This is a genomic window from Algoriphagus sp. UBA3586, from assembly GCF_002376385.1.
Taxonomy (GTDB): domain Bacteria; phylum Bacteroidota; class Bacteroidia; order Cytophagales; family Cyclobacteriaceae; genus Algoriphagus; species Algoriphagus ornithinivorans.
Genome location: NZ_DFMT01000026.1, coordinates 111743 through 137374, shown reverse-complemented (window position 1 = coordinate 137374; position 25632 = coordinate 111743). Strand labels below are relative to the sequence as shown.

Below are 25632 nucleotides of genomic sequence, written 5' to 3'. Positions count from 1 at the left end.
TCCCTCACCATCTTGCCATGAACGACACCTTATATCCATCAGAAACGCGAGATTTTGAACTGGCTTTTGAAGAAAAGTATGCACGCGTTTTAATTAATCCTGACAAAGGAATTGTGATTTGTGAATTACTTGCAGACTATATCCCCATTGAAGATTTCAAGGAAACATTCAATCAAATAGGTGAGAAAGTTAAAGCAGGTAAGTACGAAAAATTCATTTTCGACAAGAGATCTCTAAGAGCCTTCCATCAACCTACAATGGAATGGTATTTCATTCATTGGAAGAAAGATATGTTAGCATATGGTGTGAAAACCCATCGTAAAATCCTTCCAGATGAAAAGTGGTTTGAAAAAATGGTTCAAATAGCAAAGAATCAGATTTTGGAAACCTATCCAGATAATATTATTGATCAATTGGATATCAAATATTGTGATACCATTGAAGAGGCAATTAAAAAATGATCAAGCATTTCAGCAAAGAGGATATTCTGGAATCTGACTCATTCTTCAGAAGAAATCTGATTAATTGCCTATCAGGATACAAAAGCCTAAACCTAATTGGTACAAAGAGTAAATCTGGGATCAATAATTTGGCTCCTTTTTCTCAGGTTTTTCATATAGGTGCATCTCCTCCATTGGTGGGGATTCTCTTTAGGCCTCATACTGTTCAAAGAGATACGCTGGAAAATATTCTGGAAACAGAGGTTTTCACGCTCAATCATGTTACCCCAGAATTTTACAAAGAAGCTCACTGGACCTCGGCTAGATGGGAGGGTTCTGAATTTGAAAAAACTGGGCTTGAAGAGGAATACTTGGAGCAATTCTATGCCCCTTTTGTTAAAAAGAGTCCTCTCAAATTGGGCTGTTCATTAGTTGAGACACAAACATTAAAAATTAATGAAACTGTTTTGCTGATAGCTTCTATAGATCACATTTACGTGGAAGAAAAAGGGCTAAGGCAAGACGGATCTCTTGATCTAAATATTTTGGAATCTGTCACAGTTTCAGGTCTGGATGAATATCATGTCGGTGAAAAGCTAAGTAGACTCAGTAACGCCAAACCTGATAAACTTCCCCAAGAAATTTAAATCCTCGAAAGAGGATTTTATTTTTTATGAGTATTTGATAGTTTTGGAAAAAGACTTTTTATGAAATTTTTCTTTTCTACTCTTATCGCAGTTTTGGTTTTATACTCCTGCAGTCAAAAAAAATCCGAGGAAATCTCAGGTTCTTATGTCCCAGAATTAGTATTGGTAGACAGTATGCGCATAGATCGAATGGTCGTTCCAACTTTGCTGGATTATTCTGATGATGCTCAGAAATTTTTGTTTTTCGATTTTAAAAGCAATGAATTTATCCTAACAGACAATTCTGGTAATATTCTCAAGGTTGCTAATCGAGCTCAAGACGGGCCTGATAGTTACAAATCCGGATATTTTGAAGCCTCAAGATTTATTTCTAATGATAAAATTTTAGTAAAAACTTTCTCAGGAAATTTTATTTACAATCTTGAATTTGAATTAATTGAGCAGCATCCAACACAAATTCACATTTTATCAAGGTTGATGGGAGATACTCCCAGTCTTATTTCAAAAGATGGAATGGTATTTATGTTTGGGTTTAGGGAAAGTGAGCAGGATCAATTTTTAAAAAATGGTCTAATGGAAATGGATACTTATGATTTTCTTAAAGTTGGTACTGCAGATGGAAATCAGCTTCATTCTTCTAAAGTCCCGAAATCATTAAACTATATTCAAGATAAAGGTGAATATCTTAGTTATGAACCAAATGCTTATTTGAAAAATGATCAAATTTTCTTGCAGTTCAGATTAACGCCAAAACTATATCAGTATTCTTTTCCTGAATTGAATCTTTTGGATTCTATAGATTTAAATCCTGGTGAAAATTTTAAAATTACAAAGCCGACAATCCCCAATCAAAACTTCGATGTATTTTTCGAGGATCTACGAGGTTCTAGGTATCAGAATTTCACCTTTTCAAATGATTATTTAATAACCTGGTATTTGAAAGGAGCACCGGATGAAGAAGTTGATGCTTTAGATAGGAGAGTAGTTGGGGATGAAAGGTTTATGAGTGTGCAAGAAAAATATAAAACGCCTGTCTACCAGGTTTTAAAAGATGATAAAAAGCTTTGGGAAGGGGAGTGGCCAATTAAACTTCAGGCAAAAAAAGAGTTACTCTATTCAGTTAATGCCAAACCAGGTGAAGACCCGAATGCTGAAGAAAGAGATTTTCAGACTTTTTACTTTTATGAGTTGAAATAAACAAAATTGGGGTTCTATGGCTTAAATTAATCAAAGATCTCTATCCAATTGAATTTGCTAGAACTTACAGAATCTGGGTTGTATTGTCCTCCCGCCCAAGTATTTATAGATCCCTGGAGGCCGGTTGACAAAGCGCTAATCACCCACGCGCATTCAGACCACTCTCGTTGGGGCATGAAGGCTTACCTAGCTCATCATCACTCTGCGGAAGTAATGAAACTGAGGTTAGGAGAGGATATCAATCTTCAAACCCTCGAATACGGTGATGATCTTTTAATTAACGGAGTAAAAGTTTCTTTTCATCCTGCCGGACATATCCCAGGGTCGGCTCAAATTAGACTGGAGCACAAAGGCCGTGTAGCTGTAGTTAGTGGTGATTATAAAGTGGAAAATGATGGACTATCAGCTGCATTTGAGCCTGTTAAGTGCCATGAATTTGTATCAGAGTGCACGTTCGGGCTCCCGATTTATAAATGGGAAAGTCAACAAGAGATTTTCAATCAAATCAATTCTTGGTGGCAAGAAAATGCAGCTGAAGGCCGAAATTCAGTGCTATTTGCTTATTCTTTGGGAAAAGCTCAAAGAATATTACAAAACCTGAATCCTGATATTGGTGAAGTTTTCGTTCATGGAGCAGTCTGGAACACCAACCAAGCTTTATTGGCAAATGGCATTTCCCTTTGGGATGTCCCAAAAGTCACTCAAGAAATTCCAAAAAGTAAATACAAAGGGGCTTTGATTATAGCGCCACCATCGGCCATGGGAACTCCCTGGATGCGAAAATTTTCTCCCTATAGGACAGGGATTTGTTCAGGCTGGATGGCAATTAGAGGCACCAGAAGGAGGAGAGCAGCCGACAGGGGATTTGTTTTATCAGATCATGCTGATTGGGAGGGATTGATACAGGCAATTACTGCTACTGAAGCTGAAAAAGTCTATCTGACTCATGGTTCCACTGCCGTTTTTGGGAAATACCTTCAGGAAGAAAAGGGGATAGATGCAGTTGAGTTAAAAACCTTATTTGGAGAGGAAGAGGATACGCAGTAATTATTATTCTATAAATAGCTGATAATTAGTTTATTTATGAATTTTACTGGAATATTGTTTAAAACTATCACCAAATTTTCTTTGCCGTATTTCAGCAAACCGACCATCCTGCTTACCTTTGCGCATGGCAGAACAAATTTTGATCCTCGATTTCGGTTCTCAGTACACCCAACTCATCGCCCGAAGAGTTCGAGAGCTGAATGTTTATTGTGAAATTCACCCTTTTAATAATGTTCCTGAGATCAATGATGATATCAAAGGGATCATTTTATCCGGGTCTCCTTGCAGCGTAAGAGATGAAGGAGCTCCTGATTTGGATTTGGATAGCTTGAGAGGCAAGCTTCCGATTTTGGGAGTTTGTTATGGATCTCAGCTTTTAGCGCATAAATATGGGGGCGAGGTGCTTCCTTCCACGATTCGTGAGTACGGAAGAGCTAATCTTGACCATATTGACCTGCACCATGATCTTCTAAAAGAAATGACTCATGGTTCTACTGTTTGGATGTCTCATGGAGATACCATCAAAAAATTACCGGAAGGTTTTAAAGTTATTGCCAGTACTTCTTCTGTAGAAGTGGCTGCATTTAAGATTGAAGGAGAAAAAACCTACGGGATACAGTTCCACCCTGAAGTAACACACTCTACGGAAGGAAAAAATCTTCTAAGAAACTTCGTGGTTTCTATTTGCGGATGTGCTCAGGATTGGACCTCTGATGTATTTATTGATGCGACTATTGAAGATTTGAAATCTAAAATTGGATCCGATAAAGTAGTGATGGGCTTATCCGGTGGTGTGGATTCATCAGTTGCTGCAACTTTAATTCACAGAGCAATTGGTGATCAACTTACCTGCGTATTTGTGGATAATGGATTGCTTCGAAAGAATGAATTCGAAGAAGTACTAGAATCCTACAAAGACATGGGTCTGAATGTGATAGGTGTAGATTCCAAGCAAAGGTTTTATGATGCCTTGGCTGGATTAACAGATCCTGAAGCCAAAAGAAAAGCAATCGGGAGAGTCTTCATTGAAGTATTTGACGATGAGGCTCACAAAATTGACGGAGTTAAATGGCTGGGTCAAGGTACGATCTATCCAGATGTGATTGAGTCAGTATCCGTCAAAGGTCCTTCTGCCACCATTAAATCTCACCACAATGTAGGAGGACTTCCAGATTTCATGAAGCTATCCGTTGTTGAGCCTCTGAATACCTTATTCAAAGATGAGGTAAGAGAAGTGGGAAGAGCTTTGGAGATTCCCGAAACCATTATTGGAAGACATCCTTTCCCTGGTCCGGGTCTAGCTATACGAATCTTGGGAGATATCACTGCTGAAAAGGTAAAAACCTTGCAAGAGGTTGATCATATTTTTATTCAAGGCTTGAAAAATCATGGCTTATATGATCAAGTTTGGCAAGCTGGTGCAATACTTCTTCCTATTCAGTCTGTAGGGGTGATGGGAGATGAGCGTACCTACGAAAGAGTGGTTGCCTTGAGAGCAGTAGGTTCCATAGATGGAATGACTGCAGATTGGATTCATTTACCGTATGAGTTCTTGGGAAAAATGTCCAACGAAATCATCAACCGTGTAAAAGGTGTGAATAGAGTGGTCTATGATATTTCTTCCAAGCCACCAGCAACAATCGAGTGGGAATAATTTTAAAAAATCAATAAATGTTAAAACCCGAGGCTTTGTCTTCGGGTTTTGCTTTTATAATCTATTATGGTCCAAACTTTGGGTTTGGAAATAATGGCTTAAATTTGTCTATTCAGTTTGATTCATACCCTTGATTCATGAGAAAATCCTTCCTTTTCCTATCAGTTTTTTTCATTAGTATTTTGGCTTGGTCTCAGAATTTACCTGAGAGTTATAGACGAGCACAAGTTCAATTAAATTCCGGGTCCTATTGGGAGGCCATGAATTCTTTTAAGGAATTTGTTTCTGTTGAAAAATATGGGAATCTAGCCAATTACGCAGCATTTCACGGAGCTCAGGCTGCTTTGGGTGCCAATCAGCCTAATCAAGCCATAGATTTTCTTGAACCTCTTGCATCCCGAAATTGGAATAAAGGCGAGGAGGCTAAATACCTTTTAGCAACAGCATACTTTCAAAATAGTCAGGCACTGCAGGGGCTGAAGGAAGTTAGCCAGCTTCAAAATGAAGAGATCAAAAGAAAAGCGCAGAATTTAATTTATGAATTTCTAATCAAGCAAAGCCCTGATTTCTTGATTAGAAATTTGAGAGAGTTTCAGGAATTATCCGGCTACACTGCAGCTTTAAGTACTGTTTTGAATAGCAAATCGGTACTTTCTTCAGAAGAAAGAGCACTGTATTATGAGCTTCAGAGAATAGGAGAATTAAGTGGTTCATCTAAAATCAAAGATGAGATTTTGGATATTGTGGTAATTCTTCCTTTTACTGATGGCAGGTCTGGAGAAATTTCTCCATCATCATTTACCTATGAATTATTTGAAGGGATTCGGTTTGGTGTAAATCAACTTAAAAGAGAAGGGAAAAGGGTGAATTTGATTTCCTTTGATTCTAAGCGAGATTTAAACCACTTGCAGAATATTCTGAAAGAACCTGCAGTAAAACGTGCCGATGTAATAGTTGGACCTATTTACTTGGAGGAATCTGATTTAGTGAGCGCATTTGCGGAAAATGCCAAGATTCCTTTTATCCATCCTCTTTCCAATTTGGGAGAAAGATTTCAGGATAAGCAGTATAGCTATTTATTCAGACCATCTGCTGAGAATATAGTAGATGGAATTATTCAAAATCTGAAATCTCAAAGGTGGGGTAAAAGAGTGGCCATTGGATACAGCAATAGTTCAAGGGATGAAAAAATGAATGCCTTTCTGAAGGAAAAATTGACAAAAGAAGGGTTTAGAATAGTGGATTCCCAACCTTTGAATCCCAGAAATGCAGCTAGTTTTCTTGCTGATTTAGGAGTAAGGCCTGGAAGAGATAGTGCCAATTTGAAGGTAGATCAAGTGATAATGCTGACCGATGATCCTGCCATTGCCCAGTCTACACTTTCTTTGATAGAATCAGTAACAACCTCTTTACCGATTTTGGTAATGGATTCCTGGCTTGGTTTCAATTTTGCGAATTTTGAAATGTTGGAGGATCCGAATTTCTACTTTATCTCCAATAATTCTCCAGCTTTGGATAAAGAGGCAATGATTGCGTTTAAAACGGATTTTTATAACAAAAATTTAGTCTTCCCTTCTATGAATGCTGTTTTGGGGAAGGAGCTAATATTTTGGCTTTCCTCCAACTTAAGCCCGAGCTTTGGGTTTGATCTTAGGAGGAGCTTGAATCAACAGCAGTTTCAACAAGGAAACATAACCTGGGGATTTAATTTTCTGAACAGCAATTCAAATAATTATGTACCTGTATTCGGTTTTGAATACGGTGAATTGAAACCTTTAACAAATCAATGAATATTTCTGAAAGCAAGCGGCTTTTTGCCCATGCCCAAAATTTTATTCCAGGTGGAGTAAACTCACCAGTCCGTGCATTTCGTGCAGTGGGGGGTGATCCTATTTTCATCAAAAGAGCCGATGGGGCATTTATCTTTGATGAAGATGACAACAAATATATAGAGTTGATTAATAGCTGGGGGCCGATGATTATTGGCCACAATCATGCTCTGATTAGAGAGGCCGTGATTAAGGCTATGGAAAATGGAACCTCATTCGGGGCTCCTACCGCTAGAGAAATAGAAATTGCCGAATTGATTATCAGTATGGTGCCTTCGGTAGAGAAAGTGAGGATGGTTAATTCGGGAACTGAAGCAACCATGTCCGCGATTCGTCTGGCTAGAGGGTATACAGGTCGGGATAAGATTGTCAAAATGGAAGGGCATTATCATGGTCACGGAGATTCATTTTTGATTTCTGCTGGTTCAGGTGCTATTACCATGGGAAATCCCGATTCACCGGGCGTCACCAAAGGAACTGCAAAAGACACCCTGCTTGCTCCTTATAATTCTTTGGATGCAATTGAGAAATTGGTGGCTGCTAATAAGGGAGAAATTGCGGCTTTAATTTTAGAGCCAGTTCCCGGTAATATGGGCTTGGCTACTCCTATGCCTGGCTATTTGGAAGGTTTGAGAGAGATTTGTACCCGGGAGGGAATCGTTTTGATTTTTGACGAAGTGATGACAGGATTTAGATTAGCTCCCGGTGGTGCGCAAGAACTATTTGGAGTAACTCCTGACATGACTACTCTGGGAAAAATTATCGGCGGTGGCATGCCAGTAGGTGCTTATGGTGGCAAGAAAGAAATCATGGAGCATGTTTCTCCAGCAGGACCGGTTTATCAAGCAGGTACATTATCAGGAAACCCCATAGCCATGGCCGCAGGCTTGGCAATGCTGAGGCATTTGAATGCGCATCATGGGATTTACGGAGCTCTAAATGAAATCGGAAGAAAAATTTCTGAGGGAATAAAGAAGATTAATATTGAATTAGGCTACTCTTACACTGTTAATCATTTAGGCAGTATGTATTCCTTATTCTTTTCTGATGAGCCTGTGATTGATTTTGAATCTGCAAAGAAGTCAAATACAGCGCTTTTTGGTAAGTACTTCCAAGCTATGCTGAAAAGAGGAGTTTACTTAGCTCCTTCTCAGTTTGAGAGCTTATTTCTATCCACTGCTTTGACAGATGATTTGATTCAAAAAATTCTGGATGCTCATAGAGAAAGTATGTTGGAAATCCATTCATAAGTGAAAGGCCGTTAATTCGGCCTTTTTTTATGCCCACTCATAAATTGGCTGACCTGTTTGTGAAAATTTCAGGAAAGCTTTCGGGTAAATCCCTTAACTTCTTCCCCAAGAAATTTTATTTACCACCAACCCAAAAATCCATGAAGCTAAAATCATTTCTTCTGGCATGCATATTCATTTCACCTTTTTTGTCTGGCTATGGACAAAAGGTAGATGAAGCCTACAATGCTAAAATCAGGGAGTATACTACTGACACAAGATTTTTGCCCACCTCTGTTTTAGACGTTATAGATCATCCAAGTATTCCATCTCCCTCAAAGCATTTTGGAGAAATAATAGGAGCTCCAGGTGTCATGCATAGAACATCTGACATTTATCAGTATTACCAATTATTGGCGGAAAAATCAGATCATTTATCCATACAGCAGGTAGAAACTACTGAAGAAGGAAGACCGATTTATCTGGTGGTGATCGGGAATAACGAAAGTATGAATGGTCTGGATACTTATAAAGAATACCTTGATCAATTAGCGGATCCTAGAAAAATCTCAGCTGACCAAGCTGAAGATATTTTTCAAAAAGCGAAGCCTGTCTATTATTTGAATGGTGGAATGCACTCTACAGAAATGGGTTCACCGGAAATGCTCATGGAGCTTGCTTATCGTTTGATTACAAGTGAAGACAGAACTGTCAAGCAAATTCGGGATAATGTGATTGTTTTAATTAACCCTGTCTCTGAGCCGGACGGTAGAGATAAGTTGGTGGATTGGTATTATAGATTTACCAAAGCCAGAACTGAGTGGGATGACGGGTTTCCAAGATCAGCTCCTTATTGGGGGAAATATGTGTTCCACGATAATAATAGAGATGGGCTACAGGTTTCCCAGGCTATCACAAAAGGGATATTTTCCATCTTTTACGAGTGGCATCCTACGGTCATGCTGGATCTTCATGAGTCTGTGCCTTTACTTTATATTTCAACAGGTACAGGTCCTTATAATGAACAAGTTGATCCTGTGACTATAGGAGAGTGGCAAGTTATGGCTAACCATGATATTACCACTTTGGCTGCTCAAGGCATGCCTGGAGCTTTTACATGGGCGTTTTATGATGGTTGGTGGCCAGGATATGGGATTTGGGTAGCTAATAACCATAATTCCAATGGACGCTTTTATGAGACTTTCGGAAATGCCGGGGCTAATACCTACCTAAGAGATTTATCCAAATCCCGATATGCAGGGGACCCTGCCACCACTAGAGAATGGTATAGACCTGATCCTCCAACAGAAAAAGTGTATTGGTCTGCGAGAAACAATATCAATTACATGCAGGCAGGAGTATTAGCTTCTCTAACCTACGCTGCCCAAAACGGAGAGCAGTTATTGCGGAATTTTTATCAAAAAGGGGTGAATTCTATCCGAAGAGGGAAGACCAAAGGTCCAAGAGCTTATGTGATCCCAAAGGAACAACGAGATCCAGCCATGGCAGCTTATTTGGTCAATCAATTGAGAGCTCAGGCAATAGAAGTTCATCAGGCAGAAAATGAAGACTATGTCATTCTTTTGGATCAGCCTTATAGAAATTTAGCAGTTACGCTTCTTTCAGAACAAAATTATCCAAAAGATGCAAAGTTTCCTCCCTATGATGACATTGCTTGGACTTTGAGTTACTTGTACGGGGTAAAAGTTGATGCAAAAGATTCGATTGATTTTGATGTGTCTTCTTTAAAAATGCTGGAAAATAATGCTGTTTACAAAGGAGAAGTTAAAAGTTCCGGCTCCACGTATTACATTTCCTATAAGGCCCAAAATAATGTCTTACCGGCACTTTACTGGATCAAGCAGAAAAAGAGTGGCGCGGATATTCAAGTATTGAAATCTGAGTTTGCCCTCGAATCAGATACTTTAAAATCTGGTTCAATTATGATCAAGGGAATAAGTTCTTCCGATTCTGAAGAGTTATCCGAAAAATTTGCTTTGGATTTAATAAGAAGCAATTCAGCGCCGAAGCAGTCAGATCTGCAAAAAGTAAGCTTGCCAAGGGTAGCTATATATCATACTTGGATTAATACGCAAGACGAAGGTTGGTCCCGGTTTACCTTTGAGCAAAGAGAAATTCCTTACACTTCTATTGATAAAGATGATCTCAAAGCAGGAAATCTAAATTCCCGATTCGATGTAATCCTAATCCCGAGAGCTAGGGGAGAAGCTGCGGATTTTATCCATGGAATAGACAGCAGGTTTGGCCCTATGCCTTATACCAAGACTGCAGATTTTCCTTCTCATGGATATCCAGATCAAACCAATGATATGACTGGTGGACCTGGATTTGTGGGAATTGATCAATTGAAAAAATTCATTGAAAATGGTGGAGTTGTAATCAGTATTGATAATTCTACCAGAATGATAGCTGAAACTGGAATCACAAGGGATTTAGAGTCTTATACTGCCTCAGGTTTATTTCATCCAGGTTCAGTAGTCACTGTGAAAGCAAAGAATACATCCAGCCCTATTTTATATGGGTATCCAGAAACCTTTTCGATTTTCAAGGGGAATGGCCCACTTTACCAAGTTGACTTAGCAAAAAGGGATTTGATGGTACTACAATATGGAACCAAACCTCTAAAAGATGAAGAACCATACACTGGGCCAATTATGGGGATGGAGAACCCAAACAAAACCCTTGAAAAGAAAGGAGATTCAGGAAAACAGGCTCCGTATGTAAGATCTGGTATGGTGCGAAATGAGCAAACCATCATCGGTCATGGAGGAATATTCAATGTGCCGATTGGTAAAGGCAGAGTAGTGGCTTTTACTTTTGACCCATTACATCGTTTTCTTAATCACCATGATGCTCCTTTGGTTTGGAATACCTTAATCAATTGGAATCATTTGGGGCAGTAAGGAACAATTTGGCCTTTTTTTAGATTTTAAAAGGAAGTCAGGGATAGACGAATTTTAGCAAGTAGGTGCTTGTCTTAGCTTTTAATTTGGGATGATTCTTGGCTTTAATATTACTTAAAAAATAAAACTCAATACATTAATTATGTCAGTGAAAGTTTACGGAATCAAGAATTGTAATACGATGAAAAAAACCTTTGACTACCTGGATTCAAAGGGAGTTGATTATGAGTTTATCGATTACAAAAAGCAAAAACCCTCTTTCGATCTCTTAAACAAATTTTTAGAAAAGACTGAATTGGGCCAATTGGTCAATAAGAAAGGAATGACCTACCGTAAGATGGACGAGCAGCAAAGGAAAGACTTAGAACAAAAAGAAACTGCCGTTCCTATTTTGGCTGAAAATTCCAGTATGATTAAAAGGCCCATAATCCTGTATCCGGATACAAGTTTGACTTTGGGTTTCGATGAGGAGTTGATTTCAGAGAAATTATAAAAAAAGCCTGGTAGAAATTAACTGCCAGGCTTTTTTCTTATTTCCTGATTATTTTTCAACAGGAAAATAATCGGGTAAATTTTCAAGTATGTCCTTAGTCATTGCATCTAAGGTGAAATCTGGTTGCCAGCCCCAATCTTCTTTGGCTTTGCTGTCATCTATACTGTCTGGCCAAGAATCTGCAATCTGCTGCCTAAAGTCTGGTTGGTACTCTATTTCAAATTCAGGGATATGTTTTTTGATGCTTTCGAAGATTTCCTTTGGAGTGAAACTCATTCCTGCCAGATTATAACTGGATCTAACTTTTACAGCCTCCTTGGGAGCATCCATCAAATCCAAGGTCGCCTTAATAGCATCAGGCATATACATCATTGGGAGGTTGGAATCCTCTCTGAGAAAACAATTGAATTTTTCCCCTGCCAAAGCCTTATGATAAATATCTACTGCATAATCAGTAGTTCCACCTCCAGGAAGGGATTTGTAACCGATTAATCCTGGATATCTTAAGCTTCTGACATCTACACCATATTTTTGGAAGTAGTACTCGCACCATCTTTCTCCTGCTTGTTTGCTAATTCCATAAACCGTGTTGGGCTCTTTAACACAATATTGTGGAGTATTGATTTTTGGAGTATTTGGTCCAAATACAGCAATGGAGGAAGGCCAATAGATTTTATCCAAATTGGTTTCTTTTCCAAGTTCTAAAACAGAAAGTAAGCTTTCCATATTTAGATGCCATGCGAAATGAGGATTCTTCTCTCCAGTCGCAGAAAGGACAGCAGCTAAATGGTAAATCTGACTTACATTTTCTTCTTTTACCAAATCGTAAAGCGCTTCTTTGTTCAATACGTCCAGTACTTCAAATCTGCAGTAATCAAAAGAATCTCTTGCAGAATCCCTTAAATCTGTTGCGATTACTTGCTCTCCTCCAACTCTATCCGCTAATGCTTTGGTAAGTTCTGAACCCAGTTGTCCAGCAGCGCCAATGATTAAGATTTTTTCCATTTCCAGGTGTTTAAAAAAGCCCTCATCCTTCCGAGGCTTTTTGTTTATATTTGGGTTTGCTTGCGCAAAAGTAAGAAAAATCAGAGGGTCAAACAGAATTTTTGACCAATGGGAATCGAAAATTATCAGTAAATAAAATTTTAAAATGTACGATCAATTTAAACCCAAATTACAAGAGGAATTAAAATCCATAGAAGAGGCAGGATTGTTTAAGAGAGAAAGAGTAATTACCTCTCCTCAAGCTGCTGAGATTACAATATCCGGAGGAAAAAAGGTATTAAACTTTTGTGCTAATAATTACCTGGGTTTGTCCTCGCATCCTAGAGTGATTGAGGCTGCTAAAAAAGCAATTGATACCCACGGTTTTGGGATGTCATCTGTTCGTTTTATTTGCGGTACTCAGGATATTCATAAAGAACTTGAGAGAAAAATCTCTGAATTTCTGGGCACTGAAGATACAATCCTTTACGCTGCTGCTTTTGACGCAAATGGCGGGGTGTTTGAGCCATTATTAGGCCCTGAGGACGCTATTATATCCGATGCCTTGAATCATGCTTCAATCATTGATGGCGTTCGTCTGTGTAAGGCTATGCGCTATAGATATGAGCATAACAATATGGAGGATTTGGAAGCACAACTGAAAGATGCTGTCGCTAAAGGAGCCAAACAAAAAATCATTGTGACTGATGGAGTATTCTCCATGGATGGAACCATTGCTCAACTCGATAAAATTGTAGCATTGGCAGAAAAATATGAGGCTTTGGTGATGTCAGATGAATGTCATTCAACAGGCTTCATGGGTAAAACCGGTAGGGGAGTTCACGAGCTTTGCAATGTAATGGGTAAGATGGATATCATTACCGGCACATTAGGTAAAGCTCTTGGTGGTGCTTCAGGTGGTTTTACATCTGGAAGAAAAGAAATCATTGAATTGTTGAGGCAGCGCTCAAGACCTTACTTGTTTTCTAACACTTTAGCTCCTTCTATTACAGGTGCATCTATAGCTGTCCTGGATTTGTTATCAGAGACTACAGAATTACGGGATAAACTAGAAGAAAATACCCAGTATTTCAGAGCAAAGATGACCGAGGCTGGATTCGATATCAAGCCGGGTACTCATCCTATTGTACCTGTGATGCTGTATGATGCGGTGTTATCCCAAAAAATGGCAGAAAAGCTATTGGAAAAGGGAATTTATGTGATAGGATTTTATTATCCTGTAGTTCCTAAAGGGCAAGCTAGAATTCGTGTTCAAATCTCAGCCGGACATGATCGCGAACATTTAGATCAAGCAATCAATGCTTTCATTGAAGTAGGAAAAGATTTAAAAGTTATTTAAAAATAATCTGATTATCGGCAATCTTGTCACTAACCGTATTTTCTTTGCTTAACGTGTTGGAAGACCGATGACCGAAGAATCGGGATTCTGATTATTTGGCCTAATTCTAAGCCATATTCTTCTTCTTACTGATAAGAAAGCAGATATTGACATAAAAAAAGCCGAACATTCAGTTCGGCTTTTTTTATGATTTACTGGTCATAGCCAGTTTTCTTTTCTTTTTCATTTCGTAGTCTTCCAGGTTTTCAAACCTAGAGTCTACATCTAAGCTGTTGAGGTAATCGTTCAGGGTTTCCCTTACCTCTTGGAAAGACATATTATGCAAAACTTTACCATTTTTTGCCATTGAAATCTGGCCAGTTTCTTCTGAGACAATGAGAATCACTGCATCAGTTGCCTCCGACATCCCTATACCTGCCCGGTGTCTTAAACCAAACTGGGCAGGTACTTCGCGTTCTGTTACAGGCAAAATACAACGAGCTGCTTTTATTTTCCCGTTATGAATAATCACAGCTCCATCATGGAGTGGGCTGTATTTATTGAAAATCGAAACCAATAACCTTTTAGAAAGCTCTGCATCCAGAATATCTCCACTTTCAGCGTAAAATTTCAGTTCTGTGCTTTTTGAAATAACCATTAATGCGCCGGTGTTGGAACCCGCCAAAGTTTTGGACGCATCAATTATAGGACTGATATTGAAGGAGGAATTGTCCTTTTTTCTCCAAAAGAATAAAATGTCTTTCCAGACATTATCGTCTGATAATAAGGAAGATCTTCCAATCAAAAGGAGGAACTTTCTGATTTCAGGCGCAAAAATGATAATTGCCGCGATAACACCTACTCCCATAAATTGGCCAAGAATAGAGGAAAGTAATTCCATTCTAAGGGCACGCACTAATAGGTAAACAAGGTAAATTGAGAGGAAGCCCAAGAAAATCTTGATCGCAACACTCCCTTTCAGCAATTTGTAGACTTGATACAATAGAAAAGATACCAACGCAATATCGACCATATTGACGATGGATATTTCTAAGAATCCTATTTTAAAAAGTAAGGTCAAGGGTATAATTGTTTATATAATTTTAGGGTTTCATTTGCTTCTTTAACGTCATGAACTCTCAGGATGTTAGCACCTTTCAAAAGCGCTACCATATTTAAGGCAGTTGTTCCATTGAGGGCTTCCGAAGAATCACAATCCAAGGTTTTATAAATCATGGATTTCCTAGAAAGTCCTGCTAAAATAGGAAGTCCCAAGGCCTTCAAATAATCTAAGTTTCTTAAAAGAAAATAATTTTGATCTAGGTTTTTTGCAAAGCCAAAGCCCGGATCAATAATTACATCTTTGATGCCAAACTTTCTTATAACATCCAGTTTTTCCGCGAAATAGTTCAATATTTCAACAAGAATGTCAGAATAGTTCGTTTTTGTCTGCATTGTCGCCGGATTTCCCCTCATATGCATCATGATATAGGGAATTTTTAGCTTTGCGACTGTTTCAAACATTTCTTTATCCAACTCCCCTCCACTGATATCATTCACAATATGAGCACCCGATTCTATTGCCTCTTTGACAACTCTTGATCGAAAAGAATCTATGGAGATAAGCACTTCCGGAAACTCTTTATTAATCCAAATTATAGGTTGGATCACTCTATTCAATTCTTCTTCTACACTAACTTCCGAAGCACCCGGGCGGCTACTATATCCACCGATATCTAAAATGCTTGCCCCTTGCCGAATCATTTCTTCGGCCTTCTTCAAAATAATGTCCTTTTCCGCCTTTACTCGACTTTTATCAAAAAAAGAATCAGGAGTACTGTTTAAAATACCCATAATTTGTGGCTTTTCCCAATGAATAAGCCTTCCCTTAATTTGAAGTGTATATTTTTGAGGAAATAATTTATCTTCGATCGAAGAAGTCACGCTGTTGGCAGGTAACATTAAATTAGAATAAATTGGAAAACAAAACGAGTAACGAATATACGCAAGTAATTGCCCGTTGTAAAGAACTATTCCGCAAGAAAACCATCGATTATGGGACCGCTTGGAGGATATTAAGACTTTCTTCAATTACAGATCAAATTTTTATCAAAGCCCAGCGAATCCGTTCTATTCAGGAAAAAGGAAATCAGAAAGTTGAGGATCCTATTGTAGACGAATTTGTGGGTATCATCAATTATTGCCTGATCGCATTATTACAAATTAGTTTTGAAAAAGATGAAAGGATGGAAATCCCATTTGATGACATAGAGCCTGTGTACGATAAATGGGTCAGTCAAACCAAAGGACTTTTGGAAAACAAGAACCATGACTATGGAGAAGCATGGAGAGATATGCGGGTGAGCTCAATGACAGATATTATTTTGATGAAACTTTACAGAGTAAAGCAAATAGAAGACAATGAAGGCCAAACCTTGGTGTCTGAAGGAATAGAAGCGAATTACCAGGATATGATTAATTACTCAGTGTTTTGTTTAATAAAATTGAATTACCATGCTTAATAAAGGAATATTGTGGGTTTTGAGACTTTTGGTAGGAGGTCTATTTATTTTCTCTGGTCTAATCAAAGTGAATGATCCTGTCGGAACTGCTATTAAGCTGGAAGAGTATTTTGACGTTTTTTCTAATGACATTGCTGGATTTTTCATCTATTTCAAGCCATTCGCCTTATATATAGGCGTTGTTTTGGTTGTGCTCGAGGTAGTTTTGGGAGTGATGCTCATTTTGGGTGTAAAGAGTAAATTGACTGCCTGGGCATTAGCGGCTATGATTCTCTTTTTTACATTTTTAACTTTTTTCTCAGCCTATTTCAACAAAGTAACTGATTGCGGATGTTTTGGTGATGCAATAAAGTTGACTCCATGGGAGTCTTTCTATAAGGATGTGATCCTAATGATTTTGATCGGAGGGATTTTATTATTGAGAAATCACCTTCCAACTCATGCGCCGGGATGGGCTAAAAAATCTGTCATAGCAGTGGCAGTTTTATCTTTGATTTTATCAATCACAGCGATTAGAAATCTGCCTTTTATTGATTTTAGAGCATATAAAATTGGGGTCAATATCCCCAAAAGTATGCAGCCATCCTCTCCATTGCAATATTCATATGTCATGAAGAAAGATGGGCAAACAGTGTCTTTAGACCAATATCCAACAGAGGAGGGATATGAGTTTGTGGAAATGGTATTAAAAAATCCCGAAGCCCTTCCAAAGATTTCTGATTTCGCGGTTTGGAATGAAAACGGAGATTATTCTGAAGAAATTTTTACAGGAAATAAATTGTTGATTTTAATTAGCAATCGAGCTAAGATGAGTTCTTCAAATTTGGATGAAATTGATGCTTTGGTGAAGGACTTAAAGAGTTCTCCTATCCAAGTGGTTTTGGTTGCAGCGGCATCTCAAGAAGAGATCGATCAGTTGTTAGTAGACCAAGGTTGGGATATCCTTGCTTTGCAGGCTGATGCTACTGTAGTAAAGACAATAGTAAGGTCAAACCCAGGCATCATGTTACTTAAAGAAGGAACCGTTATCGGTAAGTTTCATCATAACAATACTCCTGATGCTTCAGAGGTTTTAGATTTGTATATTCAATGAACGAAAATTTAAAAGTAGTTTTGGTAGGGCTTCCAGGTTCAGGCAAAAGTACTTTTGGAAGACAATTAGCTCAGTCCTTGAATTTTCCCTTTTATGATTTGGATGCTATGATCGAGCAAAAAAATCAAATGAAAATCCCAGACATTTTTTCCAGAATGGGAGAGGGGAAGTTTAGAGAAATGGAATCTGAAATGTTGGCTCAGGCATTAAGTTATGATAGGTCATTTGTCCTAGCCTCGGGAGGAGGTTGCCCTTGCTTTAATGACAACATGGATTTGATTAATTCACAAGCAATTTCTGTGTACTTAGATGTACCTCTAAATGATATTTCTGATCGCTTGGAGGGAGCTAGAATTCAAAATAGACCCATGTTCCAAGGCATGGAAGGAGGTGAGATTATCCTTAAATTAAAAAACCTTCTGGCAGAAAGAGAAGAGTATTACAATATGGCAAAAATAAAGCTCAGCGGATCTGATTTCTCCACTGAGCTTTTAATATCTGAGCTAATTCACCAGCTTAGAAAGTAATTCCTAAAGTCAGAACCCCTGAGAAAATACTATTATTCAACTCAGTGAATGGTCCAATATTATTTCCCTGCTGATCAAGTACTTGGTAAGAGTTATATAAAGCGTTCGATCTTCTGTTTACCACAGCAAAATCGATCGTGAAATTATTTAATCTGGCTCCAAATCCTCCACTATATTGTTGCATACTTCTATCGAAGTTAGAGTTGCTATATGGATCTCCAAAGTGTGCAAAGCCTGCTCTTATTCTAAAAATATCCAATCTTGCTTCTCCACCAAGTCGGAAATTTAATGTGCTGGTATAGAAATCTCTGATAGCTTGGTTATCCGGACCTTCATTAAAATCATTGGAATTTAATCTTGCAGCGCTAAAGTCTACATAATCCACATCTGCTGAAATAAATCCATTTTTCCCTAAAAAGAAAGTCGCTCCGGCTCCAACTTTTAATGGTGAGTTTAGCCCGTAAGAACTCAGTATGAAATCTGTAGCAGCCTCCTCTCTTCGTAAGGTTATATCTTCTGGAGCGTAGTAGAAGTTATCAAACTCAGCTATAATTCTGGCATCATATTCTTCATTTAGGGAGTACCAAGTTGGACTTTGGAAGTTGAAACCAAGATTCAATTGGTCAATTGGCTTATAGATTAAACCTAAATTTAAATTCACTCCTGTCCCGTTGATAAATAAATTTTCTCTGAGAGAAGTATTGAACAATGGGCCTTCCGCAAACTCTTCATTATAAACTTTTCTAGAGGCAAAATTTAATGATCGAATTCCCAAGGATCCTCCCACAAATAGCTTATGGTTAAAGTTTGCTCCATAAGAAAAGGTTATTTGACTTGCATTTCCTTCTTGCGTGATGTTTTCATCTTGAAAAGCTCCGATTTCAAACCCAATTACCGGATCATATTCACCTGGAATTGCATTTCCATTGGAATCCAATAATGGATTGATCAAATAAGTATTATATGCCAGTCCTGTTAAGCCCATTCCTGGGATTTGAGACTCCGGAACTCCGATTGCATTTTGTAGATAGAAATCTATGATGGAAGTAGAACCAATTTCATCTGAGAAAAAGCCATATTCCGTATTAAAATTAGCGATCCTTTGGATACTGATACCAAATGAACCTCCCTTGAATGCACCTCTATTTAAGGGGCCTTTAGGGTTGGCGAAAACGACTGAAAGATTGGGGATAGAAAAATTACTGGTATTATACTGTCTAGGCTGTCCCAAGTATTGGGTATCTACTCTCCAGTCCGAGTAACCAAATGTGATACTGGCCTCAGATGTTCTAAAGAAGCCGAGTCCAGCCGGATTTCCAGCAATATTCGAAACGTCACCTCCTAAGGACCATTGAGTTCCTCCTATACCAATCATTCTTGCTGAACCAGCTGGTACATTTTGGCTAAATCTTAATGCATCCTCAAAATATCCACTTTGACCATAAGATAGTGTAGACAAAAAGAGAGTGAATGCTATGAAAATAGAAGATTGAACTTTCATTAAATAAATTGTTGATTTCTTAGATATAACGGGAAAAATGTACTTTTTGGTTAGAATTTGGCAAAAAAAAGGGGGGAATTAATTCCCCCTTCCTCCTCTAGATCCTGATGAGGAGCTGCTTCCGCCGCCCCCTCCTCGGGATCCACCAGAACTCATTCCTCCTCCGCCGGAAGAACTTCTACTTGGTACGCTTACGCTACCTCCGGAAGAACCTCTGCTAGGAGTATAAACACTTCTTGAATTTGTACCGCTTGAACCTCTGTTGTATGAAGGACTAGCACTTCTACTTGGTACCGCGCTTCTATTATAAGAAGGACTAGATGATCTACCATAGGATGGACTTGAAGAAGGTCTTCTATAATTATCCATGCTACTTCTGGAATTTGTATTTCCGTAAGATCTCATTGTTGGTCTTGCTGAAGGCATTGCACTTCTTGTTCTAATCGAAGACGATCTGTCTAAAGCAGGTGAACTTGCAGACCGGGCCCCAACTCTTGAAGTTGAAACTCTTGATCTACCTGAGTTGTAATAGTCATTTTGACTTGAGCTGAAATCACGAGAAGTAGATCTTGCTCTATCTGAACCTACTAGGCCTCGATTTTGATTCAATACGTTTCTTCTGGCCTCGGCTCTTGCTGTACTTGGTAAAGCTGCTGAACTAGCTCTATCAAAACCTGCACCTGCTAAGCCGGCACCACGTGTTGGTCTAGCTCCTCTAACAACTCCTCTGTTGCTAAATTCACTTCCTGGAAGGACGTAAATTGGATTACCCGCATATACTGGAATGCCCCAGCCTGGATAACCTCCCCATGCATAACCTGGGAATCCCCATCCTCCAAATCTAGGTCCAAAACCTGGTCCCCAGAAAGGATCATAGAAGCCCATTCCGAAAGGTCTTCCAAAAGGTCCATAAAATGGATTACCCCAGCCAAAACCTAAATTTACATTAAAGCCTGGTCTGAATCCCCATCCTGGACCCCAGAAAGGGTCGAAGAATCCGAATCCCCAAGGATTGAAGCCATACATCAATCCCATATTGAAGTTGATGGAAGGATTGCTGAATGGACTGGTATTAGCACCACCCACTCTATAATTATTGTATGCGTCGATATTTCCTGAATTTTGTTGCCCTTCAAATTCATCAAAATAAACTACCTCATCGCCAGTTTCTACTGATTCTGATTGGTATCTTGAAAGGTAATCAGGGTTAACGTTTCTGCTAGAAAAACTTTCATCAGGTACATTGCTCAAAGCATCAAACTCCTGAAAAGTCTCAGGCCTGTTGTTTTGAACCGCATACTGACTTACAAGTTTTGCGTCAGAAGCCATAAAGTACAAGTTATCCGTCTCGCCTCTAGATGCCATCTGAGATGTACTGCAAGAAGCCAGGATAAATGTCCCTATGACTGCTGGAGTTAATATTTTTGAAAATTTCTTCATACTAGAAGTTGGATTGTTACTATGTTATACGGCGTACCGAGTGAAGGGTTATACTTTTTAAGTTATATTTGCCCCGCTCAATTTAGCAAAAATATAGACATTTCATATCCAAATCAACAAGTATGAGTAAAGGATTACCAAAGCGTAGCGAGGATTATTCCCAATGGTACAACGAGTTAGTGAAGCGTGCCGACCTAGCCGAAAATTCAGCAGTAAGAGGTTGCATGGTTATCAAACCCTATGGATACTCTATTTGGGAAAAAATGCAGGCCGAGCTAGATCGAATGTTCAAAGAAACTGGCCATACCAATGCATACTTCCCTTTATTTATTCCTAAATCATTTTTGAGCAAAGAAGCTTCACACGTGGAAGGCTTTGCCAAAGAATGCGCGGTAGTCACTCATTACAGATTGAAAAATGCAGAAGATGGTTCTGGGGTTATTGTTGATCCAGAGGCAAAATTGGAGGAAGAACTGATTGTAAGACCTACTTCTGAAACAGTTATTTGGAGCACTTATAAAAATTGGATTCAATCCTATCGTGATTTACCGCTTTTAGTTAATCAATGGGCAAATGTGGTAAGATGGGAGATGAGAACTAGGCTTTTCCTCCGTACCGCTGAGTTTTTATGGCAGGAAGGGCATACCGCTCATGCTACCAAAGAAGAGGCGATGGATGAAACTGTTCAGATGATGAATGTTTACGCTCAGTTTGCTGAAGAATTCATGGCCTTACCGGTCGTAAAAGGCAGAAAAACTGAGAATGAAAGATTTGCCGGAGCTGATGAGACCTTCTGTATTGAAGCAATGATGCAGGACGGCAAGGCGCTGCAAGCTGGAACTTCCCACTTTCTAGGCCAAAATTTCGCAAAGGCATTTGATGTAAAATTTGCAACCAAAGAAGGAGGGCTTGACTTTGTTTGGGGAACTTCTTGGGGAGTAAGTACACGTCTGATGGGTGCCCTAATCATGGCTCATTCAGATGATAACGGATTGGTTTTGCCTCCAAAATTGGCTCCAATTCAGGTTGTCATTGTTCCTATTTACAGAGCGGAAGAAGAGTTGAATGCTATTTCCGAAAAGGCGAATGAAATCATGGCTGCTTTAAGAAAAGTTGGTGTCTCTGTCAAATTTGATAATAGGGATACACACAAGCCAGGATGGAAATTTGCAGAGTATGAATTGAAGGGAGTACCATTGAGAATAGCGATAGGCCCAAGAGATCTCGAAAATGGAACAATAGAATTGGCCAGAAGAGATACTTTAACAAAGTCTACTTTTGATCTTTCATCTGAACCTATCGAGATAATGATTCCTAAATTATTGGATGAGATTCAGGATAGTATTTACCAAAAGGCTTTAAGCTTTAGAAAAGAAAAAACTACTGAGGTCAACTCTTGGGATGAGTTTCAAGAAGTGTTAAATAATAAAGCAGGATTTGTATCTGCTCATTGGGATGGAACTTCTGAAACCGAGGATAAGATCAAGGAGTTGACAAAGGCAACGATTCGTTGTATTCCTTTGGATCAGAAAGAGGAAGAAGGCAAATGCATTCTCACTGGTAAGCCATCTCAAGGCAGAGTCTTATTTGCTAAAGCTTATTAAACTTCACCCGGATTTAATTCCGGGTTTTTTTTTGCAAAATGTTAAGGGTTCAATTGTTTCTAGTATTTTAGGAATCTAATCTCTTAATCAATGAGTGTTGTCATTTTAGCTAGTCTTTTGGGAATAGGATTAATATTGCTGCTAGCAGAAGTATTATTCATTCCTGGAACCACTGTAGTAGGGATATTGGGATTAATAATCAGTTTGGCTGGAGTCATTTATGCATTTAGTATTTATTCTCCAGAAACTGCTTGGTGGATCACCGGCATTGCCGCAATTTTGAATTTGGCGGCAATGATTTATGGGTTTCGATCAGGGGTTTGGGATAAGTTTTCCCTCAAGTCCGCAATAAAAGGAGGCACTTTCGACGGAAGGACTTTAGGATTGGAAGCCGGCATGAAGGGAAAGGCAATTTCAGATATCAAGCCGATCGGAAAAGCGTCCTTTGAGGACTCTATATATGAAGTAAAGTCCGAGTCAGGTTTTATACCAGTTGAGTCTGATATTACCATTATCAAGGTTGAAAACAATAAAATAATAGTCAAATAATATGGATCCATCTAGTTCAATTTTCATTTTGATTGCCGCATTTGCAGGCATCATTTTACTTTTCATCTTTTTATACTTTGTGCCGGTTAATCTTTGGATTACTGCTCAATTTGCCAATGTTAGAGTAGGCATTGGGGAGCTTATCGGAATGAGAATTAGAAAGGTGCCACCAAGCATCATTGTGAACTCAATGATTACAGCCACTAAGGCTGGATTGGATTTAACCACCAATGATCTGGAAACCCACTATTTGGCGGGTGGTAATGTGCCTAATGTTATTAGAGCCTTGATCTCTGCTGATAAGGCCAATATTAACCTGACCTTTAAGCAGGCAACGGCCATTGATTTGGCTGGTAGAGATGTGTTTGAAGCTGTTCAGATCTCTGTAAATCCAAAAGTAATCAATACGCCTAATGTAGCCGCTGTGGCCGCTGATGGGATTCAACTGATTGCAAAAGCAAGGGTTACTGTAAGGGCAAACATCGCTCAATTGGTTGGTGGAGCAGGAGAGGACACCATTTTGGCAAGAGTAGGAGAAGGGATTGTGACCTCAATCGGTTCTGCTGATACACATAAAAGCGTATTGGAAAACCCTGATAAAATCTCCAAACTAGTATTACAAAGGGGGTTGGATGCGGGAACAGCATTTGAAATCCTATCCATTGATATTGCTGATATCGATGTGGGGACGAACATTGGAGCAAAATTACAAATAGATCAGGCTTCTGCAGATTTGAAAGTGGCTGAAGCTAAAGCTGAAGAAAGAAGAGCTATGGCCGTTGCTTTGGAACAAGAAATGAAAGCTAAAAATGTAGAAATGAGGGCTAAAGTTATTGAAGCAGAAGCAGAGGTTCCTAAAGCTTTGGCTGAGGCATTCAGATCAGGAAAACTGGGAGTGATGGATTATTATAGAATGGAGAATATCAAGTCAGATACTTCTATGAGAGAGTCTATTGCAAAATCGGATGATGATTCTAAAGATTCTGGAAAATCCAGAGGAGATAAAAAATAAGAAAGGGGCTTAATTGCCCCTTTTTCTTTTTCTTCCCTGCGTTTCAGGTTCTACAACCAAGATTGGCTGGTAACTTCCCCTAACCAAAATTTGCCTGTTTGCATTATCAAAAAGGATTTCCTCATAATCAAAGGGTAAGAGCGTTTCTCCTTTTTCATCTATTAGCCCGCTCTTATTATTTTTTCTGGCTATGACCCAATTGGCTCTTTCCCTTTTTAAATATTCATAATCAGGGGAAAGAACTTGCTTTCCATTTGGGTCCAGCAGGCCAACCTTTTGATCATTTTCTACCAAGAAATAGCCATTATCGATTCTGCAAATTTTGCTGAAACCTCCAGGAGTTAATTGATTGCCTTCTTTGGAAAAAAGGTAGAATCGATTTTCTTTTTTACCTACACCAAAACCACCTTGAAAGGCTTTTATTTCTTCCCATTCTGGGTTAAGAATAACTTTTCCATAATTGTCAATGGCACCCCAATAAAGACCGGACTTAATAGCAGCTATTTGCTCGGAATAATTAAGCGAAAGATCGTATGTCGGTTTGATCAGCCATTTTCCTTCTCTATTTACATAGCCATATTGCCCCTTTTTTCTGGCAGGGAAATAACCTTCGGATCCATTTTCTATTTTCTCCAAGCTATCTGTCGGATTAACCAACCACCCTTTTATTCCAAGTAAGCCAAGCTTTCCGTCTCTGAATCTGACATTATACAGATCTTGATCGATTCTTATTACCTCTGTCATTCCTACAGCATCCAGAAGAATTCCATCTCCCTCCATCACTCTTCGGAGTTTTCCATGAATATATTCAAGCATCAATCCGTCCTGATAAGTGATTTTGTGGTAAGAATTATACCTGATATTTGCTTGGACCAAATCGCCTTCAATGAGTACATATTGCCCCTCATCAAAGCCATAATAGAAATTGCCTTTGGTATGCTGTAATTCATCAATTACCGGATCTAGGACTAGATTTCCTTCAACATTCACCAAGCCATAGCCGTCCTTGGTCTTTGCCAAAATATATTCCCCATCGTTGTCCTCTAACTTCTCAAATGGCCGATCTGGATTAGAAGAAAGCGGAAGAAAGTAGGAGTTTCCTTTTCGGGAAATGATTTGTCCAACGTTTGAAATTCTTGCTTCATCAAGTTCCCCCAAGTAATTTGTTGTCCCTTTTCCTCTTTGATATACCCAATACTCGTTTCCTTTTCGAGCTAACAAAAAGTTGTAATAAGTTTGAATTTCATCAAACTCCAAATTGAGGACTTTTTGACCGTACTCATGATAAGCACCAATGCCCTTTTCTCCTTTCATAAGAATCCAGGGTTCCAAAAATTGATAAATCTCTTTTCCTTCTAATTGGACTGCTGGTTTATAATCATTGGACAGTAAGAATAGTCCATTTTCATTTTTTCCAATCTTTACCGCATCGCTCAATATGGCGATGGACTGATAGACCAATCTGCTTTTCAGCTGGAGATCATAATCGTAAACTTCCCATGTCTGGGCTTTTGTAGAGAAATGAATCAATACAGTGCATAATAAAAGTAGGAAAGTAGAGCGTAAAGTTTTGGTCATAAGACGACTTGCAATTGAGTGGA

General features: G+C 38.8%; 22 protein-coding genes. 16 read left to right on the top strand and 6 right to left on the bottom strand.

Features of this window, described 5'->3' with window-relative positions:
* The first annotated feature begins 17 nt into the window (after nt 1-17).
* The 9 genes from B2906_RS08530 (at nt 18) to B2906_RS08490 (ending at nt 11460) form a co-directional block, all read left to right on the top strand.
* Nucleotides 18-461, top strand: a complete 444-nt coding sequence (locus B2906_RS08530) for a hypothetical protein (protein WP_286937892.1) — start codon at nt 18-20, stop codon at nt 459-461.
* Nucleotides 458-1087 carry a flavin reductase family protein gene (locus tag B2906_RS08525; RefSeq protein ID WP_286937884.1) on the top strand — a complete coding sequence of 210 codons (630 nt, stop codon included), beginning with the start codon at nt 458-460 and terminating at the stop codon, nt 1085-1087. Before B2906_RS08530 ends, B2906_RS08525 begins: the two co-directional genes overlap by 4 nt.
* Before the next feature lie 60 nt (nt 1088-1147).
* Nucleotides 1148-2284: a hypothetical protein gene (locus B2906_RS08520; RefSeq protein WP_286937882.1), complete on the top strand. Its 1137-nt coding sequence runs from the start codon at nt 1148-1150 to the stop codon at nt 2282-2284.
* A 48-nt stretch (nt 2285-2332) separates the two neighbouring features.
* Entirely contained in the window at nt 2333-3331 is a 999-nt protein-coding gene (locus tag B2906_RS08515; protein ID WP_286937878.1) for a ligase-associated DNA damage response exonuclease, read from the top strand.
* A 124-nt stretch (nt 3332-3455) separates the two neighbouring features.
* Nucleotides 3456-4985, top strand: coding sequence for a glutamine-hydrolyzing GMP synthase (gene guaA / locus B2906_RS08510; protein WP_286937872.1), 1530 nt, complete (start codon nt 3456-3458; stop codon nt 4983-4985).
* Between the two features lie 137 nt (nt 4986-5122).
* A complete protein-coding gene (locus B2906_RS08505; protein ID WP_286937851.1) occupies nt 5123-6775 on the top strand; it encodes an ABC transporter substrate-binding protein in 1653 nt (550 codons plus the stop codon).
* Nucleotides 6772-8064 carry a glutamate-1-semialdehyde 2,1-aminomutase gene (gene hemL / locus B2906_RS08500; RefSeq protein ID WP_286937847.1) on the top strand — a complete coding sequence of 431 codons (1293 nt, stop codon included), beginning with the start codon at nt 6772-6774 and terminating at the stop codon, nt 8062-8064. The genes B2906_RS08505 and hemL overlap by 4 nt, the downstream gene beginning before the upstream one ends.
* Before the next feature lie 140 nt (nt 8065-8204).
* Nucleotides 8205-10967: a M14 family metallopeptidase gene (locus B2906_RS08495; RefSeq protein WP_286937845.1), complete on the top strand. Its 2763-nt coding sequence runs from the start codon at nt 8205-8207 to the stop codon at nt 10965-10967.
* 142 nt (nt 10968-11109) lie between these two features.
* The gene (locus tag B2906_RS08490; RefSeq protein WP_286937841.1) at nt 11110-11460 is read left to right on the top strand and encodes a Spx/MgsR family RNA polymerase-binding regulatory protein; all 351 of its coding nucleotides are present in this window, start codon (nt 11110-11112) and stop codon (nt 11458-11460) included.
* Nucleotides 11461-11508: 48 nt separating this feature from the next.
* On the opposite strand, the gene B2906_RS08485 is transcribed toward B2906_RS08490, so the two are convergent.
* Nucleotides 11509-12465 carry an NAD-dependent epimerase/dehydratase family protein gene (locus B2906_RS08485; protein ID WP_286937827.1) on the bottom strand — a complete coding sequence of 319 codons (957 nt, stop codon included), beginning with the start codon at nt 12463-12465 and terminating at the stop codon, nt 11509-11511.
* A 145-nt stretch (nt 12466-12610) separates the two neighbouring features.
* Between B2906_RS08485 and kbl the strand changes: the two genes are divergently transcribed.
* Nucleotides 12611-13804 (top strand): glycine C-acetyltransferase, encoded by a 1194-nt coding sequence (gene kbl, locus B2906_RS08480; RefSeq protein ID WP_286937824.1) that lies wholly within the window; start codon nt 12611-12613, stop codon nt 13802-13804.
* A 184-nt stretch (nt 13805-13988) separates the two neighbouring features.
* Here the strand turns inward: kbl and cdaA are convergent, their stop codons facing one another.
* Nucleotides 13989-14864, bottom strand: coding sequence for a diadenylate cyclase CdaA (gene cdaA, locus B2906_RS08475; protein ID WP_219958644.1), 876 nt, complete (start codon nt 14862-14864; stop codon nt 13989-13991).
* A complete protein-coding gene (gene folP / locus B2906_RS08470) occupies nt 14861-15745 on the bottom strand; it encodes a dihydropteroate synthase (RefSeq protein WP_219958645.1) in 885 nt (294 codons plus the stop codon). Before folP ends, cdaA begins: the two co-directional genes overlap by 4 nt.
* Nucleotides 15746-15759: 14 nt before the next feature.
* On the opposite strand from folP, the gene B2906_RS08465 reads away from it, so the two are divergent.
* Genes B2906_RS08465 through B2906_RS08455 form a run of 3 tightly spaced genes read left to right on the top strand, consistent with a single transcriptional unit; the run spans nt 15760 to nt 17925 of the window.
* Nucleotides 15760-16305 carry a DUF1599 domain-containing protein gene (locus B2906_RS08465; protein WP_091654178.1) on the top strand — a complete coding sequence of 182 codons (546 nt, stop codon included), beginning with the start codon at nt 15760-15762 and terminating at the stop codon, nt 16303-16305.
* Nucleotides 16298-17398, top strand: a complete 1101-nt coding sequence (locus B2906_RS08460) for a BT_3928 family protein (protein ID WP_219958646.1) — start codon at nt 16298-16300, stop codon at nt 17396-17398. Before B2906_RS08465 ends, B2906_RS08460 begins: the two co-directional genes overlap by 8 nt.
* Nucleotides 17395-17925 (top strand): shikimate kinase, encoded by a 531-nt coding sequence (locus B2906_RS08455; RefSeq protein WP_219958647.1) that lies wholly within the window; start codon nt 17395-17397, stop codon nt 17923-17925. The genes B2906_RS08460 and B2906_RS08455 overlap by 4 nt, the downstream gene beginning before the upstream one ends.
* Here B2906_RS08455 and B2906_RS08450 read toward each other — a convergent pair.
* Together B2906_RS08450 and B2906_RS08445 are read right to left on the bottom strand one after the other, a co-directional pair.
* The gene (locus B2906_RS08450; RefSeq protein ID WP_219958648.1) at nt 17915-19426 is read right to left on the bottom strand and encodes an OmpP1/FadL family transporter; all 1512 of its coding nucleotides are present in this window, start codon (nt 19424-19426) and stop codon (nt 17915-17917) included. The genes B2906_RS08455 and B2906_RS08450 overlap by 11 nt on opposite strands.
* A gap of 78 nt (nt 19427-19504) precedes the next feature.
* Nucleotides 19505-20866: a hypothetical protein gene (locus tag B2906_RS08445; protein WP_255590573.1), complete on the bottom strand. Its 1362-nt coding sequence runs from the start codon at nt 20864-20866 to the stop codon at nt 19505-19507.
* Between the two features lie 122 nt (nt 20867-20988).
* Here B2906_RS08445 and proS point away from each other — a divergent pair, with 122 nt between their 5' ends.
* From proS to floA, 3 genes are all read left to right on the top strand, one after another.
* Nucleotides 20989-22470, top strand: coding sequence for a proline--tRNA ligase (gene proS / locus B2906_RS08440; RefSeq protein ID WP_219958649.1), 1482 nt, complete (start codon nt 20989-20991; stop codon nt 22468-22470).
* A 90-nt stretch (nt 22471-22560) separates the two neighbouring features.
* Complete coding sequence (locus B2906_RS08435) at nt 22561-23019, top strand: NfeD family protein (RefSeq protein WP_219958650.1); 459 nt, start codon at nt 22561-22563, stop codon at nt 23017-23019.
* Between the two features lies 1 nt (nt 23020).
* Nucleotides 23021-24031, top strand: a complete 1011-nt coding sequence (gene floA, locus B2906_RS08430) for a flotillin-like protein FloA (RefSeq protein ID WP_219958651.1) — start codon at nt 23021-23023, stop codon at nt 24029-24031.
* A 9-nt stretch (nt 24032-24040) separates the two neighbouring features.
* Here floA and B2906_RS08425 read toward each other — a convergent pair whose 3' ends face one another.
* On the bottom strand, nt 24041-25609 hold the full coding sequence (locus B2906_RS08425; RefSeq protein WP_219958652.1) for a WG repeat-containing protein: 1569 nt from the start codon (nt 25607-25609) through the stop codon (nt 24041-24043).
* Between the last annotated feature and the right edge of the window lie 23 nt (nt 25610-25632).

What these genes read in the sequence shown, in the direction of transcription:
- B2906_RS08530 (WP_286937892.1), top strand. Translation starts at nt 18, where the DNA reads ATGAACGACACCTTATATCCATCAGAAACGCGAGATTTTGAACTGGCT.
- B2906_RS08525 (WP_286937884.1), top strand. Translation starts at nt 458, where the DNA reads ATGATCAAGCATTTCAGCAAAGAGGATATTCTGGAATCTGACTCATTC.
- B2906_RS08520 (WP_286937882.1), top strand. Translation starts at nt 1,148, where the DNA reads ATGAAATTTTTCTTTTCTACTCTTATCGCAGTTTTGGTTTTATACTCC.
- guaA (WP_286937872.1), top strand. Translation starts at nt 3,456, where the DNA reads ATGGCAGAACAAATTTTGATCCTCGATTTCGGTTCTCAGTACACCCAA.
- B2906_RS08505 (WP_286937851.1), top strand. Translation starts at nt 5,123, where the DNA reads ATGAGAAAATCCTTCCTTTTCCTATCAGTTTTTTTCATTAGTATTTTG.
- hemL (WP_286937847.1), top strand. Translation starts at nt 6,772, where the DNA reads ATGAATATTTCTGAAAGCAAGCGGCTTTTTGCCCATGCCCAAAATTTT.
- B2906_RS08495 (WP_286937845.1), top strand. Translation starts at nt 8,205, where the DNA reads ATGAAGCTAAAATCATTTCTTCTGGCATGCATATTCATTTCACCTTTT.
- B2906_RS08490 (WP_286937841.1), top strand. Translation starts at nt 11,110, where the DNA reads ATGTCAGTGAAAGTTTACGGAATCAAGAATTGTAATACGATGAAAAAA.
- B2906_RS08485 (WP_286937827.1), bottom strand. Translation starts at nt 12,465, where the DNA reads ATGGAAAAAATCTTAATCATTGGCGCTGCTGGACAACTGGGTTCAGAA.
- kbl (WP_286937824.1), top strand. Translation starts at nt 12,611, where the DNA reads ATGTACGATCAATTTAAACCCAAATTACAAGAGGAATTAAAATCCATA.
- folP (WP_219958645.1), bottom strand. Translation starts at nt 15,745, where the DNA reads ATGTTACCTGCCAACAGCGTGACTTCTTCGATCGAAGATAAATTATTT.
- B2906_RS08460 (WP_219958646.1), top strand. Translation starts at nt 16,298, where the DNA reads ATGCTTAATAAAGGAATATTGTGGGTTTTGAGACTTTTGGTAGGAGGT.
- B2906_RS08455 (WP_219958647.1), top strand. Translation starts at nt 17,395, where the DNA reads ATGAACGAAAATTTAAAAGTAGTTTTGGTAGGGCTTCCAGGTTCAGGC.
- B2906_RS08450 (WP_219958648.1), bottom strand. Translation starts at nt 19,426, where the DNA reads ATGAAAGTTCAATCTTCTATTTTCATAGCATTCACTCTCTTTTTGTCT.
- B2906_RS08445 (WP_255590573.1), bottom strand. Translation starts at nt 20,866, where the DNA reads ATGAAGAAATTTTCAAAAATATTAACTCCAGCAGTCATAGGGACATTT.
- proS (WP_219958649.1), top strand. Translation starts at nt 20,989, where the DNA reads ATGAGTAAAGGATTACCAAAGCGTAGCGAGGATTATTCCCAATGGTAC.
- B2906_RS08435 (WP_219958650.1), top strand. Translation starts at nt 22,561, where the DNA reads ATGAGTGTTGTCATTTTAGCTAGTCTTTTGGGAATAGGATTAATATTG.
- floA (WP_219958651.1), top strand. Translation starts at nt 23,021, where the DNA reads ATGGATCCATCTAGTTCAATTTTCATTTTGATTGCCGCATTTGCAGGC.
- B2906_RS08425 (WP_219958652.1), bottom strand. Translation starts at nt 25,609, where the DNA reads ATGACCAAAACTTTACGCTCTACTTTCCTACTTTTATTATGCACTGTA.